The sequence below is a fragment of the Streptomyces sp. MZ04 genome (genome assembly GCF_004684775.1).
Taxonomy (GTDB): Bacteria; Actinomycetota; Actinomycetes; order Streptomycetales; family Streptomycetaceae; genus Streptomyces.
Genome location: NZ_SRIC01000004.1, coordinates 58,307 through 74,062 on the forward strand (window position 1 = coordinate 58,307; position 15,756 = coordinate 74,062).

At 70.4% G+C, this 15,756-nt stretch carries 14 protein-coding genes; 9 read left to right on the forward strand and 5 right to left on the reverse strand.

The annotated features are described in order from the left end of the window. The first annotated feature begins 57 nt into the window (after positions 1-57). Positions 58-714: a M15 family metallopeptidase gene (locus E2651_RS02115; protein ID WP_135329213.1), complete on the forward strand. Its 657-nt coding sequence runs from the start codon at positions 58-60 to the stop codon at positions 712-714. 52 nt (positions 715-766) lie between these two features. On the opposite strand, the gene E2651_RS02120 is transcribed toward E2651_RS02115, so the two are convergent. Next, a complete protein-coding gene (locus tag E2651_RS02120) occupies positions 767-1,651 on the reverse strand; it encodes an NAD(P)-binding domain-containing protein (RefSeq protein ID WP_135329214.1) in 885 nt (294 codons plus the stop codon). Positions 1,652-1,700: 49 nt separating this feature from the next. Here E2651_RS02120 and E2651_RS02125 point away from each other — a divergent pair, with 49 nt between their 5' ends. Both E2651_RS02125 and E2651_RS02130 read left to right on the forward strand, forming a co-directional pair. Beyond that, positions 1,701-2,114, forward strand: coding sequence for a MerR family transcriptional regulator (locus tag E2651_RS02125; RefSeq protein WP_135329215.1), 414 nt, complete (start codon positions 1,701-1,703; stop codon positions 2,112-2,114). Positions 2,115-2,123: 9 nt separating this feature from the next. Then, the gene (locus E2651_RS02130; protein ID WP_135329216.1) at positions 2,124-2,636 is read left to right on the forward strand and encodes a hypothetical protein; all 513 of its coding nucleotides are present in this window, start codon (positions 2,124-2,126) and stop codon (positions 2,634-2,636) included. Positions 2,637-2,647: 11 nt separating this feature from the next. Here E2651_RS02130 and E2651_RS02135 read toward each other — a convergent pair whose 3' ends face one another. From E2651_RS02135 to E2651_RS02150, 4 genes are all read right to left on the reverse strand, one after another. Further along, positions 2,648-3,409 (reverse strand): TIGR03943 family protein, encoded by a 762-nt coding sequence (locus tag E2651_RS02135; RefSeq protein ID WP_135329217.1) that lies wholly within the window; start codon positions 3,407-3,409, stop codon positions 2,648-2,650. Beyond that, on the reverse strand, positions 3,406-4,440 hold the full coding sequence (locus E2651_RS02140) for a permease (protein ID WP_245238508.1): 1,035 nt from the start codon (positions 4,438-4,440) through the stop codon (positions 3,406-3,408). Before E2651_RS02140 ends, E2651_RS02135 begins: the two co-directional genes overlap by 4 nt. Positions 4,441-4,563: 123 nt before the next feature. Beyond that, entirely contained in the window at positions 4,564-5,400 is an 837-nt protein-coding gene (locus E2651_RS02145; RefSeq protein WP_135329218.1) for an alpha/beta hydrolase, read from the reverse strand. A 125-nt stretch (positions 5,401-5,525) separates the two neighbouring features. Then, entirely contained in the window at positions 5,526-6,719 is a 1,194-nt protein-coding gene (locus tag E2651_RS02150) for an ROK family transcriptional regulator (RefSeq protein WP_135329219.1), read from the reverse strand. Positions 6,720-6,910: 191 nt separating this feature from the next. Here E2651_RS02150 and E2651_RS02155 point away from each other — a divergent pair, with 191 nt between their 5' ends. From E2651_RS02155 to E2651_RS02180, 6 genes are all read left to right on the forward strand, one after another. Further along, complete coding sequence (locus tag E2651_RS02155; RefSeq protein WP_135329247.1) at positions 6,911-8,416, forward strand: sugar ABC transporter ATP-binding protein; 1,506 nt, start codon at positions 6,911-6,913, stop codon at positions 8,414-8,416. A gap of 65 nt (positions 8,417-8,481) precedes the next feature. Continuing rightward, on the forward strand, positions 8,482-9,450 hold the full coding sequence (locus E2651_RS02160) for an ABC transporter permease (RefSeq protein WP_135329248.1): 969 nt from the start codon (positions 8,482-8,484) through the stop codon (positions 9,448-9,450). Then, positions 9,447-10,475: an ABC transporter permease gene (locus tag E2651_RS02165; protein WP_135329220.1), complete on the forward strand. Its 1,029-nt coding sequence runs from the start codon at positions 9,447-9,449 to the stop codon at positions 10,473-10,475. The genes E2651_RS02160 and E2651_RS02165 overlap by 4 nt, the downstream gene beginning before the upstream one ends. Then, complete coding sequence (locus tag E2651_RS02170; protein WP_245238509.1) at positions 10,472-11,689, forward strand: substrate-binding domain-containing protein; 1,218 nt, start codon at positions 10,472-10,474, stop codon at positions 11,687-11,689. The genes E2651_RS02165 and E2651_RS02170 overlap by 4 nt, the downstream gene beginning before the upstream one ends. After that, on the forward strand, positions 11,686-12,558 hold the full coding sequence (locus E2651_RS02175; RefSeq protein WP_245238510.1) for a sugar phosphate isomerase/epimerase: 873 nt from the start codon (positions 11,686-11,688) through the stop codon (positions 12,556-12,558). Before E2651_RS02170 ends, E2651_RS02175 begins: the two co-directional genes overlap by 4 nt. 49 nt (positions 12,559-12,607) lie before the next feature. After that, positions 12,608-15,748: a ThuA domain-containing protein gene (locus E2651_RS02180; RefSeq protein ID WP_135329222.1), complete on the forward strand. Its 3,141-nt coding sequence runs from the start codon at positions 12,608-12,610 to the stop codon at positions 15,746-15,748. The last annotated feature ends 8 nt before the right edge of the window (positions 15,749-15,756 follow it).

Here is a 15,756-nt window from a genome sequence, read left to right on the forward strand (position 1 = left end):
GCGGGCAGCAGCCCGCCCCCGGAGCTGTGCCCGTCACCGACGCCACGAAGGGCCGGAATGCCGCCGATCATCCTCATGAACGATCCGAGAGTCGTCGACATCCCCGTCAGAGAATGCGGCGAGTCCCTCGTCGATCTGCGTCAACTGCCCTTCGTGGACGTTGACGACCGCCTGGCCGACCCGGCAGGCGCTTATGCCCAGCTGCGCGAGGGAGTCGCCTGGCGACTCGCTCGCGCAGCCCGGCTGCTGCCGGAGGGCCTGCGCCTCCTGGTCACCGAGGGCTATCGCCCGCTCGCGCTGCAGATCGAGTACTTCGAGGAGTACGCCGCCGAGCTGAGGAAGGCCCACCCCGACTGGTCGGAGACCCATCTGCGCCGCCAGACGAGCCGCTCCCTCTCGCCTCCCGAGGTGGGCCCGCACGTCGCGGGCGCCGCGGTCGACCTCACCCTGTGCACGGCCGCCGGCGCCGAACTGGACCTCGGCACCCCGGTGAACGCCAGCCCCGAGGAGAGCGACGGCTGCTGCTACATGGACACCGACGGCATCTCCGCCACCGCCCGCCGCAACCGCCGCACCCTCACCGCGGCCCTGGCCACGGCGGGCCTGGTCAACTACCCCACGGAGTGGTGGCACTGGTCCTACGGCGACCGCTACTGGGCGCTGGAGACCCATGCCGCCGAGGCCCAGTACGGCCCGCTGACGTTCGACGGCTAGCGGATCGGCCGGTCATCGCGGGGCCTTGGATCAGTCCTCGCGGGGCTTGCGATCAGTTCTCGCGAGGCTTGCGGAACTCTTCGATCAGGACCGAGTACTCCTCCCCACCGTGTCCGGCGGCGATCGAGCGGTCGGCCATCGCCTTGATCAGCTTCGGCAGTTCGGCGTTGACGCCCAGGGCCTCGCTCTCCTTGATCAGGTGCTCCATCGACCGTGCGTGGGTCTCCAGGGACGCGACCTCGGCCTGGAAGGAGCCGCTGTCGATCTCCTCGGCATGGCCAGGCAGCCATTCGGCCACACCGGCGGCGATCTGCCGTGCGAACGGCGCGTACGTCGCGGCGTCGACGCCGGCGGTCTTGAGCATGGCGGTGCCCTGGAGCCAGGCGTTCAGGATGCTCCACATCATGGCCAGGCCGGCCACGTCGTACAGGGAGGCCAGGCCGTGGTCCGCACCGAGGTAGGTGACGGTGCCGAGCGCGTCGAGCGTCGGCTTGTGTGCCTCGAAGTCCGGCTGCGGACCGCTGTGCAGAATCACGGCGTCGGCGGTTCCGACCCCCGTGGGGACGGCCATGATGGCGCCGTCCAGATAGCGCGCGCCGCGCTGCTCGGCCCAGCGCGCGGCTGCCCGGGCCTGCGCCGAGTCGCCCGAGGTCAGGTTGATCAACATCGTGCCGTCCAGCTCGACTTCGCCGGAGCCGAGCAGCTCGTACATCGCCTGGTAGTCGGTGACGCAGACGATCGTCAGCGGACCCGCCGTGAGCGCGTCGCCGACGGTCGGCGCCAACAGTGCGCCATCGGCGACCAGCTGGCCGGCCTTGGAGGTCGTACGGTTCCACACGGTCGTGGGATGCCCGGCTTTGAGGAACGCGCCGGCGAGCGCCTGGCCCATCAGCCCGAGTCCGATCACTGTCACAGGTGCAGGGGTTTCGTTGGTCATGGCAACATCGTCAACGTTCATACCGGTGTGAAGGTCAAGCGAGGTTTTGATGCGGATCGGGGAACTGGGGCGCCGCACGGGCGTCAACACCCATCAGTTGCGCTACTACGAGGCCCAGGGCCTGCTGGAAGCCGATCGCCGAGCGAACGGCTACCGCGAGTACGACGAGAACGCCGTGCTGCGGGTGAAGCAGATCCGGCATCTGCTGGGCGCCGGATTGTCCTCCGAGGACATCGCCTACCTGCTGCCCTGTGCCGTCGGAGAGGCCCCGGAGCTGCCCGGGTGTCACGAGCTGGTGGCCGCGATGCGGTCGCGGCTGCGGCGCCTTGACGAGCAGATGGAGACGATCGCCCGGTCCCGCGCCGCTCTGGCCGACTACATCGACGCGGCCGAGCAGACGGGCGGCGAGAGCTATCCGCCCTTCGACGGTGCCGACCAGGAGCCCGCCGGGGTACCGGCATAGGGTGACCCGATGGGCCTTTTCGACAAGCTGACCGGCACCAGGCGTCCCGCCGAAGGTGTCGCACCCCGTTCGGCTGGGGACGTCCGGGCGGCGCTCCTCGCGCTCAACGGCCAGGACGTGCCGTACGTCGTGCGCGCCGCGACCTCGGGCGAGGGCGCCGACCTGGTGGCCGAGTGGCGGATCCTGGAGCCCGCCTGGCGCACCTTCTTCGTCCGGACCCAGCTGGACAGGACCGTCAAGACGCGGATGCGCCTTGACGCCAAGGGGCATGAGGTGCGCGCACTCGACGAGCAGTGGGAAGTCACCTGGTCCGGGGACACCCCCCGCCTCGCGCTGTCGCGCGAGTACTCCCGCGGGCAGGTGACGATGGTCTCCCGGCAGTGGACGGTCGAACGGGGCGCCGACGGCCGCCTGCAGAAGACGGAGGTGTTCCGCTTCGACCCCGCGGAGATGAAGGATCCCCTGCGGGGCGCGGTCCTGGGCGCGGGATGGACCTGGCGCGGAGCGGTGTTCAAGCTCTGACGGGGCAGGCTCTACGGAACCGGCGCCCGGTCCAGATACGGGCTCGGCGGTTCGGGGATCCGCTCGAGTGAGTCGACGTCCAGGGCGAGGGCGGCCGACGAGGTGCCCAGGGTGCCCTTCGGGTGCCAGGTGCCGGTGAGCTTCACCCAGGTGTCGGCGGGTGGGGCCTTGGCACCGTGCACGGTGACGGTCAGGGACTGGGAGTCCGCGGCGCAGCAGGCCACCAGGAGGCGGGTCAGCTGCCAAGTGCCGCCTTTGCCGGGGGAGACGAACCCCGACATCAGGACCGTACGTCCCTTCAGGCTCTCCTTGTCGTCCTGTTGGGCCCGGCCGATGAACTCGGTCAGGGAGAGCGGGGCGGGTCCGTGCGCGGGCAGCGGTTCGAAACGGTCGTAGTCCGCGACGACCTTCGGGCTGTCACGGGCGGCCGTGTAGGAACCGAGGGCCGGCGGCGCGAAGAACAGCAGCGCGAGTGCGGGCGGCAGCAACAGCCAGGCGACACGGGGTCCGTGGGAGTGGTCGTGGCCATCGTTCGGCGGATCGGAGGCGGGGTCGGGTTCCGGATCGCTCTGGGTGCGTTGTCGCCGGGCAAAGGGCAGTCCGTCGCGTACGACACCCAACAGTCCCGCGCCGACCAGGACAAGGCCTGCGATGACGAGGAAAGGCAGCAGGCCCTCCTTCACGTACCGCAGCGCGAGGTCGTCGAACAGGGCGGCCCGCAGCACGGCGACACCGGTCAGCAGGAGCAGCACCGCCTGGAGATTCCGTTTCACAGCAGCCACCATCCGGTCAGGGCGGTGCAGGCCACGGCCGTCAGCGCCGTCACCGTCGAGAACCGCAGGGCGAAGGCGCGGCCGAAGGTGCCCGCCTGTAGGGCGATCAGCTTGAGGTCCACCATGGGGCCGACGACCATGAACGCGAGGCGGGCCGTGGGGGAGAAGCCCGTCAGTGAGGCGGCCACGAACGCGTCGGCCTCGGAGCAGACGGCGAGGACGATCGCGAGCGCCGCGAGGAAGAGCACCGAGAGCCACGGCGATCCGGCGAAGGTGTCGAGGACCGAGCGCGGCACGGTGACGTTGAAGGTCGCGGCGGCCATGGCGCCGAGTACGAGGAACCCGCCGGCGTGCAGGAAGTCGTGCTGGAAGCCGAGCCGGAACTCCTCCCATCGGCTGTGTCCGTGCTGGTGACCGGTGTGCCGGGACGGCATCCGCAGCCACTCGGAACGCCCGAGCTTCAGCCAGAGCCAGCCCATGGCGGCGGAGGTGGCGAGGGAGGCGATCAGGCGGGCGGCGACCATCTCCGGGTTGCCGGGGAAGGCGACCGCGGTGGAGGCGAGGACGATCGGGTTGACGGCGGGCGCGGAGAGCAGGAACGCGAACGCGGCGGCCGGTGTGACCCCGCGCCGGATCAGGCTTCCCGCGACCGGCACCGACGCGCACTCGCAGCCCGGAAGGACCACCCCGGCCGCGCTCGCCACGGGCACCGCGAGCGCCGGGTTGCGGGGCAGCATCTTGCTGAACACATGCGCGGGGACGAAGGCGTTGACGGCCCCGGAGATCAGCGTGCCGAGCACCAGGAAGGGCAGGGCCTGCACCGTGATCGCCAGGCAGACGGTCTGCCAGGCGCGGAATCCCGGATGCGTCAGCCACTGTGCGCCGCCCATGGCCCAGCCGAGTGCCAGGAGCAGAGCCACGGAGAGGACGCCGGTGGTGATGAGGCCGGGGACGGGGCTGCCGTTCGGCGGCCGGGTCGGCGCGGGGCCGGGACCGGCCGGCGGTCTTTCGATCAGCTCCGGATTGCGCACATTTTCTCCGATATTTGGGCCGGAGGCGTCACGATAGCGAGCCGGTCGGGCCCCGTCCGGGATTTCGGCGGGCCGTGGGCGATCCACGGCGCCGACGGCAGTCCTCTCCGGAGTGCGGCGCGGTCAGACGAAGCGGCGTACGAACGTCAGTGCCGTGTCGGCGACCTCCTCCCAGCGGCTGTCGATGATCAGAGCGTGGTCGCGGTCGGGCAGCTCGGTGATCTCCGTGACGCCGGAGTTCTGCTGCTGCTTCTTGTACGCGCCGTTGGCGAGCGCCCAGGGCACCGCGTGGTCCTTCTCGCCGGAGATGATCAGGAGCGGGCCGCGCCGGGGATTGCGGCAGTCGACCTTCACCTCGGTCCGCGGATTGAGGTTCGCGGCCGCCGCCTGGAAGGGCGGCGCGCACGGGGCGGGGACGGCGAACTTCTCGTACAGCTCCCTGGCCTCCCGCTCGCTGACCGCGTTGGCGTAGGCGTAGCGGAACTGCTCGAAGGTCAGTGGCAGCGCGCGCTTCCGGTTGGCCGGGTTGGCGATCATGGGGCGCAGGGAGCGCAGCGTCGACAGTGGCAGCGCCATGATGCCGCGGAACGGCGCCGGATCGATCGCCACCGACGCGGCACTCAGGCCGCGCCCCGCGAGGATCTGTGTGAGCAGCCCGCCGACCGAGTGTCCGACGACGGCGGGTTTGCGCTCCAGGCGGTCGATGAGCCCGGCCAGATGGTCGGCGATGCGTCCTACGGTCTTTCCCGCGAAGGCCTCGGGGCGCTCCCTTGCCTCGGCCACCGTGTCCGGGTCGTCGGGCCAGGACAGGGCGACGGGCGCGTACCCGGCCGCCTCGAAGTGCGCGGTCCACGGGTCCCAGCTGCTGGGCAGCATCCACAAGCCGTGCACGAACACGACCGGCACGCGGTCGGTGGCTGCGTTGGCCCGGTCGATCTGCTGTGCGTCGTTGGGGGGCATAGCCCGAAGTTACGGTCGCAAGTCCCCCGGCGATATAGGGCAGTTGACGGGTTGGCCGGTGTTGCATGGTGCTTGTCCGGTCTACGCGGAAACCGACGCCCGCGTGGACGCGCCCCACGGCCCGGTCAGCGTTCGGCGCCCGCAAGGACGCGGTCCACCTGCCGCGGCGACAGGGCGTGTTCGACCGCGAGGATGCCCGCGCCCACCGCCGCCGCGTTCTCCCCCGTGCGGCTCGGCTCGATGCGCAGCACATGGGTGGCCAGCGGGTGCGAGCGCCGGTACACCGCTTCCCGTACGCCCGCAAGGAGTTGGTCGTGGACGGCGGCCAGCGCGCCGCCGACCACCACCGTGTCGGGGTTGAAGAAGTTCACCAGACCCGCGAGCACCTCGCCCACCGCGCGGCCCGCCTCGCGCACCATGCGCACGGCATCGCGGTTCCCGGACTTCACCAGGCGTACGACATCACTGCCCGACGCGGCCTCCAGGCCGAGACCGGAGAGCTTGCGGGCGATCGCCGCGCCGCCCGCGACGGCCTCCAGGCAGCCGGAGTTGCCGCACCGGCAGGGCTCCTCGGTGTCGCCCACCCGGATGTGCCCGATGTCGCCCGCGCTGCCCTGCGCGCCCCGGTGCAGCCGGCCGTCCGCGACGATGCCGCAGCCGATGCCCGTGCCCACCTTGATGTAGAGCAGATAGCGCGTGTCGGGGAAGGCGCGGCGCTGCTCGGCGAGGGCCATCACATTGACGTCGTTGTCGACCAGGGCCCGCGCGCCGAACCGCTCGGCGAAGAACTCGGGGATCGGGTACTGGTGCCAGCCCGGCATGATCGGCGGATCCACCGGACGGCCCGTCGAGAACTCCACGGGGCCCGGCACGCCGACCCCGATGGACTGCAACGACGACGGGTCCCGGTCGGCCTCCTTCAGCAGGGAGTTCAGCGTCCGCTCGACATGGCCGAGCACCTCCTGCGGGCCGTCCGCGATGGAGAGCGGATCCTCGCGCAGGGCGAGCATCTCGCCGCCGATGTCGAGCAGGGCGACCCGGCAGTGCGATGCCCCCAAGTCGACCCCGGCCACGGCGTGTTCGCGGGTGCGCAGGCGCAGCCGCCTGGGCGGTCTGCCGCCCGTCGAACCGCCGTCGGCCTCCTCGATGACGAAGTCGTGCGCGATGAGCGCGTCCACCCGCTGCGAGACCGTGGACCGCGCGAGCCCCGTCAGGCGGGCGATGTCGGCGCGGGTCGCCGCGGCCCCCGTCCGGATCAGGGCGAGGACCTCACCGGGCGACGACGGTACGGAAACGGGGTGATCCGGCGCTCCAGACATGGCAGCCACCATAGGGACGACTTCCGCTGCTCACAAGGCTGATGGTGTTCGGCAGTCGACCTAAGTCACCGTCAACTCCCGTGCAAGGAAAGCTGCTTGAGCTCTTGACAGGTCAAAGCTGGCTCATCACATTGCTCTGCAGGCCGCTGCCGAAGGAGCCGAGGGTGCAGGCGATGCAGGCGACGCAAATGATGTTGGCGATGCGCGGGGTGTCCAAGAGCTTTCTCGGAGTGCGGGTGCTGCACGGCGTCTCGCTCGACCTCGCCGCGGGCGAGGTGCACGCGCTGGTCGGCGAGAACGGCGCGGGCAAGTCCACCTTGATGAAGGTCCTCGCCGGTGAACACGTACCGGACGAGGGCAGCATCGTGCTCGACGGAACAGAGCACTCCTTCAGTCATCCCGCGCAGGCCCAGGCCGCCGGAATCGGCATCATCCACCAGGAGTTCGCGCTGCTCGCGCACCGTACGGTCGCCGAGAACGTCTTCCTCGGCCGTGAGCCGACCCGCTACGGCCTCGTCGACTGCCGCGCCATGGAGGCACGTACGGCCGAACTCCTCGCCGAGGTCGGCGTATCGGGCATCACGCCACGCACGTACATCCGTGATCTGTCCGTCGCCCGGCAGCAGACCGTCGAGATCGTCAAGGCGCTCGCCTCCGATGTCCGCGTCCTGGTCATGGACGAGCCGACCGCGCCGCTCGCCGACCACGAGGCGGGCCTTCTGCACGACCTCGTGCGCCGCCTCGCGGGCCGCGGCCTCGGCATCCTGTACATCTCGCACCGGCTGCGCGAAGTCTTCGAACTTTCGCGGCGGATCACGGTGTTGAAGGACGGCCGCCACGTCACCACGGTGCGCACCCAGGACACGGACACGGACGAGGTCGTACGCGCCATGGTGGGCCGGGAGCTGAGCGCCTACTACCCGCCGCGCGCCCACCCCGAGGACATCGGCGAGGTCCGCCTCACGGTCACCGGCGGCGGCAACGACCGGCTCCGCGGCATCGACCTGACGCTGCGGGCCGGCGAGGTCACCGGCATCGCGGGCCTCGAAGGCTCCGGGCGTACGTCCCTGGCGCGGGCCCTGTTCGGCGCCGCACCGTTCACCACCGGCACCATGGCGGTGGGCGGCGACGCCCTGCGGCCCACCACTCCGCGCCAGGCCATCCGCGCCGGGATCGCCCTGGTGACCGAGGACCGCAAGGCCGAGGGGCTCGCCCTGCGCCAGTCCGTGCGCGACAACGCCCTCCTCGTCACGCGCGCCGTCCCCGCACGCGAAGGCCCGCCCGCGGCCCGCGAACTCACCGCGCTCCTGGAACGCGTCAAGCTCCAGGCGCGCGGCGAGGACCAGCAGACCCAGTACCTCTCCGGCGGCAACCAGCAGAAGGTCGTCATCGCCAAATGGCTCGCCGCCCGCCCCCGCGTCCTGCTCTTCGACGAGCCGACCCGGGGCGTCGACGTCGGCGCCAAGGCCGCCATCCACACCCTCGTGCGCGAGCTGGCCCGCGAGGGCATCGCCGTCCTGATCGTCTCCTCCGAACTGCCCGAACTCATCGGGATGAGCGACCGCATCCTCGTCATGTCCGAGGGCGCCGTCGCCGGGGAACTCCCGGCGGGCGCCGCCGAGGAGGACGTGATGCGGCTCGCCACGACCGGCCCGTCCGCCCTGTCCGCCTCCTCCGGAGAGGAGCCCGCCGCGTGAGCGGTACCGCAGGCACTACCGGCACCACTGGCACCACCGGCAACACAGTCGCCCCGCCGCCCGCCGTGAAATCCCGTGCCGTACAGCGCGGTCGGCTCGCCGACCCGGCCGTCGGCGTGTGGCTCGCGGCCGCCGCCGTCACCGCGCTCGGCTGGATCGTGGTCGCCGCGCGCGGCGGCGACTTCCTCACCCTGTCCAACGTCGTCGGCATCCTGCAGAACTGCGTCGCCCTCGGCCTGGTGGCCGTCGGCCAGACCGCCGTCATCCTCACCGGCTCGCTCGACCTGTCGGTGGCCTACCTCATCAGCCTCGGCACGCTGGTCGCCGCCACGACCATGGAGGACGGCAGCGTGCTCACGGCGGTGCTCGCCGTCCTCGCCCTGTCCGCGGCTGTCGGACTCGCCAACGGCCTCATCGTCACCGGCCTCAAGGTCAACGCGTTCATCGCGACGCTCGGCACGGCGTTCATCCTGCGCGGCTGGATCGAGGACAACTACACCGGCCCGGCGGGCGAAGTCCCCGCCTCCTTCCAGCACTTGGGCTACGACCGGATGGGCCCGATCCCCGTCTCGCTCTTCCTGCTCGCCGCCGTCGCCGCCGCGATGTGGCTGATCACCCGCCGCACCCGCTTCGGGCATCACCTGTACGCGACGGGCGGCGACGAACACGCCGCGCGACTGTCCGGCGTCCGCACCCGGCGCACGATCATCGCCGCCCACGTCCTGTGCTCGCTCTGCGTGGGCGCCGCCGCTCTCTTCCTCGCCTCACGGCTCGGCGCCGGCGCCCCCTGGGCGGGCACCGAGGCCCGCTACGACCTGGAGTCGATCGCCGCCGTCGTGCTCGGCGGCACCGTCCTGGCGGGCGGCCGCGGGGGAGTGGCGGGCACGCTCGGCGGCGTCCTGGTCCTCGCCGTGCTCGACTCCGTCTTCAACCAGCTCGGCGTCGACCCGTTCTTCAAGAACGTCGTCCGCGGCGTCGTCATCATCGCCGCCGTCGCCCTCTACGCCCGGAGCGGCAGCAGGAGGTCCGCATGAGCAGCCAGACGGCCCAGAAGGACCGGACGTCAACGGCCGCTCCATACCGGCGAGTTGCCCGCTCGCTCGGCACCGGAGCGCCCGTCTACGCCCTGCTCGTGGTGCTGCTCGTCGCGCTCGCCGCCACCGACCCCGGCTTCTACGAACCCGACCGCTTCCTCGCCTTCGTCAAGCGCGCCGCGCCCCTGGTGATCCTCGCCGCCGGACAGTATCTGGTCATCGTCTGCGGCGAGTTCGACCTGTCCGTCGGGGCGATCGTCACGGCGGGCGTCGTCGCGGCTGCCGAGGTCCACGGCTCGTTCCCGGACGCGCCCTGGCCGCTCATCACGGCGGGACTGCTGCTCGCGGGGGCGCTCACCGGCCTGGTCAACGGGCTGGTCACCACACGTCTGAGAGTGCCGTCCTTCATCACCACGCTCGGCATGATGCTGATCCTGGAGGGCGCCGTCTTCTACTGGACGGGCGGCTCCCCGCACGGGCAACTGTCCGAAGGATTCCGGCGGTTGGGGCGCGGAACCGCCATGGGCTGGCTGCCCTGGGCGGTGCTTGCCTGCCTCGTCGCGGGCATCGTCGCCGTCCTGCTCATGCGCTCCGACTTCGGCCGGACGCTGATCGCGACCGGCGACAGCGAGCGCGCCGCCGCCCTCGCGGGGGTGCGCGTGCACCGCGCCCGCGTCATCGCCTTCGTGCTGTCCGGCGCGGCCGCCGCACTGGCCGCCGTCCTCGTCGGCGGATTCTCCGGGGTGTCCGCACAGGCCGGCCGCGGCTACGAGTTCGAGGCGATCACCGCCGTGGTCCTCGGCGGGGTCGTGCTCGGCGGCGGGCGGGGCAGTGTCGTCGCCGCGATGGCCGGCGCCTTCTCGCTGCAGGCGCTGTTCACGCTGCTCAACCTGCAGGGCGTATCGGGCGCCCTGGAATCCACCGTCCAGGGCGTCATCGTCATCGCCGCGGTCGGACTCGGGGCCGCCGACTGGTCCCGGCTGCGCCGCCGTCGTACCCACTCCTCAGGAGGCAGACCCTCGTGACGCACATCCATGTCCACCGCAGGCGCGCGCTCGCACCCGCCGCCGTCCTCATCGCGGGCGCCCTGCTCGCCTCCTGTTCCAGTGACACGCCGCCCGACTCGCCCGCCGGGGCCTCGCAGAGCGGCTCTTCGGAGCAGGGGGACAAACCCTCCAAGTTCTTCGAACAGGCCGAGTACGACCGTCAGTTGGCGCTCGACAAGGAGACTCCCGAGGGCCCGGCCGACAAGCCATGGGAGCAGATGCTCGAACCGAAGATGACCGACACCGCCCAGTACAGGAAGAAGGGCTCGGGCGGCACCCACCTCTGCTTCTCCAACGCCGGAGTCTTCAACCCCTGGCGGCAGGTCGGCCTGAAGAACATGAAGGCCGAGGTGAAACTCCACAAGGAGATCAGCGACTTCACCGTCCTGGACGCCCAGGGCAAGGACGACAAGCAGATCTCCGACATCCAGGAGCTGGCCGGGAACAAGGACTGCGACGCGCTGATCGTCTCGCCGAACACCACCGCCACCCTCACCCCCGCCGTGAAGGAGGCCTGCGGCAAGCTGCCCGTCATCGTCTTCGACCGCGGAGTGGAGACCGACTGCGCGGTCACCTTCGTCAACCCCATCGGCGGATACGGCTACGGCGCCGTCGCCGCCGACTTCCTCGTCGACGAGGTCAAACCCAAGGGGAAGATCCTCGCCCTGCGCATCTCGCCCGGCGTGGACGTCCTGGAGACCCGCTGGTCGGCGGCGAAGCTGGCCTTCGACAAGAGCGAACTGGACGTCGTGGACGCCAAGTTCACCGACGGGGACCCGGCCAAGACCAAGTCGATCGTCTCCGACGCGATCTCCCGGCACGGCTCCATCGACGGCGTCTGGATGGACTCCGGCGCCACGGCCGTCGCCGCCGTCGAGGCCTTCGAGGACGCGGGCGTCGACGTCCCGCCGATCACCGGCGAGGACCAGCAGGACTTCCTCGAGGTCTGGAAGGACAAGAAGCTCACCGCGATCGCCCCCACCTACCCGACCTTCCAGTGGCGTACGCCGGTCATCGCGGCCCTGCGCATCCTGGACGGCAAGCAGGTCCCCAAGGAGTGGAAGCTGCCGCAGCCCACCGTCACGCAGGCCAACCTCGACGAGTACCTCCAGAACGGCATGCCGCCGCTGCACTACGCGATGTGCGGATGCCAGGACATGCCGGGCTACCCCGAGGACTGGAGGAAGAAGTGACGTACACCGCCTGGCCGTTGGGGGCGAACCCCTGGATCTGGCACTCGCCGGTCTCCACCGAGGTGCTCGCCGAGACCCTGCCCCGTCTGGCGGGTTGGGGCTTCGACTGCGTGGAACTGCCCCTGGAGAAGGCCGACGACTGGGAGCCCGCGGCAGCGGCCAAGCTCCTGGACGCCACGGGCCTTGCGCCTGCCGCCGTTGTCGCCGTCATGCCCGACCAGCGGAACCTGGTCCGTGCGGACCAGGCCATGGTCCGCGCCACCCAGGACTACCTGCGCCGCTGTGTCGACGCCGCCCACGCGATCGGCGCCCCCGTGGTGGCCGGACCTGTGTACGCGTCGGTCGGCCGCACCTGGCGCATGGACCAGGCGGCGCGCTCGGCGGCGTACGACGAATGGCGCGAGCACATCGCACCGGTCGTCGCCTACGCGGCCCGCGCCGGGGTGCGCATCGCCGTCGAACCCCTCAACCGCTACGAGACGAGCCTGTTCAACACCGTCGCCCAGACCCTCACCGGGCTCGAGGGCCTCCCCGATGACGCGATCGGCATCGCCCTCGACACGTACCACCAGAACATCGAGGAACACACGCTGCCGGACGCGGTCCGGACAGCGGCCGGCCGCATCGCCCACGTCCAGGTGTGCGCCAACGACCGCGGCGCACCCGGCACCGACCACCTCGACTGGCCCGGCTTCCTGAGCGCCCTGAGCGAGTCCGGCTACCAAGGCCCCCTCTGCATCGAGTCGTTCACCGCCCACAACGACGCCATCGCCGTCGCCGCCTCCGTGTGGCGCCCCCTCGCGCCCACCCAGGACGCCCTGGCCACCGACGGCCTCGGCTTCCTGCGCCGCACACGCGCGGCCCTCTGATGTCCGGCACCAGGCACCCGCACCCCGTCCACACAGAGAGGAACCGCTCATGAGCTGTCATGCTCGTGACATTCATGCCTTAAGGAGCCTACGAAGAGGGGCCGTCGCCCTGCTGGCGGCACTGCTCCTCACCGTGGGCTTCCTGCCCGGCGCCGGAGCCACGGCGGCCGACAAGGCGCCCGCCTTCCGCGCCCTGCTCTTCACCAAGGCCGTCGGCTACGTCCACGACTCGATCCCGGCCGGCATCCAGATGGTCAAGGAGCAGGCCGCGGCGGAGAACTTCGAGGTCGTCCAGACCGACGACGCCACCGTCTTCGACGACGCGAAGCTCAAGGACTTCGACGTCATCATCATGCTGCAGAACTCCGGCATGGTCTGGGACACCGAAGCCCAGCGCGACGCCATGAAGAAGTACGTGAAGAGCGGCAAGGGCGTCGTCGCGCTGCACAACACCCTCGACATGGGCGTCGAGGACTCCTTCCCCTGGTGGGACGAGCTCATCAACGCAGGCGCCCACATGCCCGCCCATTCACCGGGCGTCCTCAAGGGCACCGCGAAGGTCGCCGACCGCGCCCACCCCTCCACCAAGGGCCTTCCCGAGCGCTGGGAGCGCCCGGAGGAGTGGTACAACTTCGACAAGAATCCCCGCGGCGACGTGCACGTCCTGGTCACCGCCGACGAGACGACGTACGACCCGGGCGGCTCCAAGATGGGCGCCGACCACCCCATCTCCTGGTGCCGCAACGCCGAGGGCGGCAAGGTCTGGGCCACCGCCATGGGCCACGACAAGGCCTCCTACACCGAACCCGCCTTCCGCGAGCATGTGCTCGGCGGCATCCAGTGGGCCTCGGGCAACAAGGCGGGCGACTGCGGCGGCACCGTCTGGTCCGGCTACGAGAAGACCGCCCTTGACGACAACACCGCCGACCCCATGGAGCTCGACGTCGCCAAGGACGGCAAGGTCTTCTACGTCCAGCGCAGCGGCGAGGTGAAGGTCTTCGACCCGAAGAGCCACTCCACCTCCACCGCGGGCAAGCTCGACGCCTACACCGGCGGCGAGGACGGCCTGGTCGGCATGGAGCTCGACCCGAAGTTCGCCGACAACCGCTGGATCTACCTCTACTACGCGCCCGCGAGCGCAAAGGACGACGTCAACCGCCTCTCCCGCTTCACGGTCAAGGCGGACAACACCCTCGACCTGGCCAGCGAGAAGAAGCTCCTGGACGTCCCCGCCTACCGCGACCGCAGCTTCCCCGAGCCCGGACACACCGGCGGCGCCGTCGAGTTCGGCCCGGACCGCACGCTCTACCTGGGCGTCGGCGACGACGTCCCGCCCAACCTCGACCCGAACTGGCAGGGCTACGCCCCGATCGACTGGCGCCCCGGCAAGGAGCGCCTCGACGCCGCCCGCACCGCGGGCAACACCAACGACCTGCGCGGCAAGATCCTGCGCATCAAGCCGACGGACTCCGGCGGCTACACCATCCCCCAGGGCAACCTCTTCGCGAAGGGCACGGACAAGACGCGGCCCGAGATCTACGCCATGGGCTTCCGCAACCCCTTCCGCTTCACCGTCGACCCCAGGACGGGCTATGTGCACGCCTCCGACTACGGCCCCGACCGCGGAGGACCGACGACCGACCGCGGCCCCGAGGGCCTGGTCGAGTACAACGTCATCAAGAAGGCCGGCAACTACGGCTGGCCGTTCTGCCACGGCAACAACCAGGCGTACGCGACCTACGACCCCGACACCCAGAAGGTCGGCGCCAAGTTCGACTGCGCCAAGCCCACCAATCCCTCGCCGAACAACACCGGCCTCAAGGACCTGCCGACGATCGAGCAGCCCGAGATCTGGTACGGCTACGGCGAGTCCAAGGAGTTCCCGGAGATGGGCGCGGGCGGCTCGGCGCCGATGAGCGGACCCGTCTACCACTACGACGCCAAGAACCCCTCCAAGACGAAGTTCCCCGCCTACTTCGAGGGCGCGAGCTTCTTCTACGAGTGGGCCCGCGACTCCGTCAAGGAGATCCGCTTCGACAAGGACGAGAAGCTCCTGAAGATCAACGACTTCCTGAAGTCGGCGAAGTTCGCCAAGCCCATGGACATGACCTTCGGGCCCGACGGCTCGCTCTATGTCCTGGAGTGGGGCAGCGAGTTCGGCGGCGGCAACAACGACTCCGGGCTCTACCGCATCGACTACGCCCAGGGCCAGCGCACCCCGCTCGCCCAGGCCAAGGCCTCCGCCACCAACGGCCCCGTCCCGCTGAAGGTCGACTTCTCCAGCGAGGGCAGCAAGGACCCGGACGGCGATCCGCTCACCTTCGCCTGGGACTTCAACGGCGACGGAACCTATGACTCCACCGAGGCCAACCCCTCCCACACCTATGACGCCAAGGGAGACTTCAACGCCCAGTTGAAGGTCACCGACTCCACCGGCAAGTCCGGTTACGCCAACGTCCCCGTGACGGCGGGCAACACCGCACCCAAGGTGACGATCGAGACCCCGGTCGACGGCAAGCTCATCCAGTTCGGCGACAAGATCCCCTACAAGGTCACCGTCACCGACCCCGAGGACGGCACGATCGACTGCACCAAGGTCACCGTCAACCCGGCCCTCGGCCACGACGACCACGAGCACCCCACCACCGACATCCCCGGCTGCGAAGGCACCGTGGACACGGGCGACTTGGGCGGCCATCCCGAGGGCGCCGACCTCACCTACGTACTCAACGCCAAGTACACCGACAAGGGCGGCGACGGCGTCAGCGCGCTCACCGGCTACGGCCGCTCCGTCCTGCACCCCAAGCACAAGCAGGCCGAGTACCGCGACGACCAGTCCGGGACCCGCATCGTCTCCCAGGCGGGCGCCGAGAACGGCAAGCGCATCGGCGACATCAGCAACGGCGACTGGATCGCGTACACCCCGATGAGTGTCGAAGGCGTCGGCAAGGTCAGCTACAAGCTGTCATCGCCGTACGGAGTCGGCTCCATCGAACTGCGCGCGGACGCCCCCGACGGCAAGCTGCTCGCCACCACCCCGGTCCCCAACACCGGGGACTGGGACACCTATCAGGCCACTCCGGACGTCCCCGTGGAGGCTCTGGCCGGGACCCACAAGCTGTACCTGGTCTTCAAGTCGACACAGGACAATTCCTTCGACGTGGACGCGGTGCAGTTCACCACGTCATAGTCCCGAGG

Bases quoted from the DNA above. Each gene is read 5' to 3' on its own strand.
- E2651_RS02115 (WP_135329213.1), top strand. From the start codon at position 58: ATGCCGCCGATCATCCTCATGAACGATCCGAGAGTCGTCGACATCCCC.
- E2651_RS02120 (WP_135329214.1), bottom strand. From the start codon at position 1,651: ATGACCAACGAAACCCCTGCACCTGTGACAGTGATCGGACTCGGGCTG.
- E2651_RS02125 (WP_135329215.1), top strand. From the start codon at position 1,701: ATGCGGATCGGGGAACTGGGGCGCCGCACGGGCGTCAACACCCATCAG.
- E2651_RS02130 (WP_135329216.1), top strand. From the start codon at position 2,124: ATGGGCCTTTTCGACAAGCTGACCGGCACCAGGCGTCCCGCCGAAGGT.
- E2651_RS02145 (WP_135329218.1), bottom strand. From the start codon at position 5,400: ATGCCCCCCAACGACGCACAGCAGATCGACCGGGCCAACGCAGCCACC.
- E2651_RS02150 (WP_135329219.1), bottom strand. From the start codon at position 6,719: ATGTCTGGAGCGCCGGATCACCCCGTTTCCGTACCGTCGTCGCCCGGT.
- E2651_RS02155 (WP_135329247.1), top strand. From the start codon at position 6,911: ATGTTGGCGATGCGCGGGGTGTCCAAGAGCTTTCTCGGAGTGCGGGTG.
- E2651_RS02165 (WP_135329220.1), top strand. From the start codon at position 9,447: ATGAGCAGCCAGACGGCCCAGAAGGACCGGACGTCAACGGCCGCTCCA.
- E2651_RS02180 (WP_135329222.1), top strand. From the start codon at position 12,608: ATGAGCTGTCATGCTCGTGACATTCATGCCTTAAGGAGCCTACGAAGA.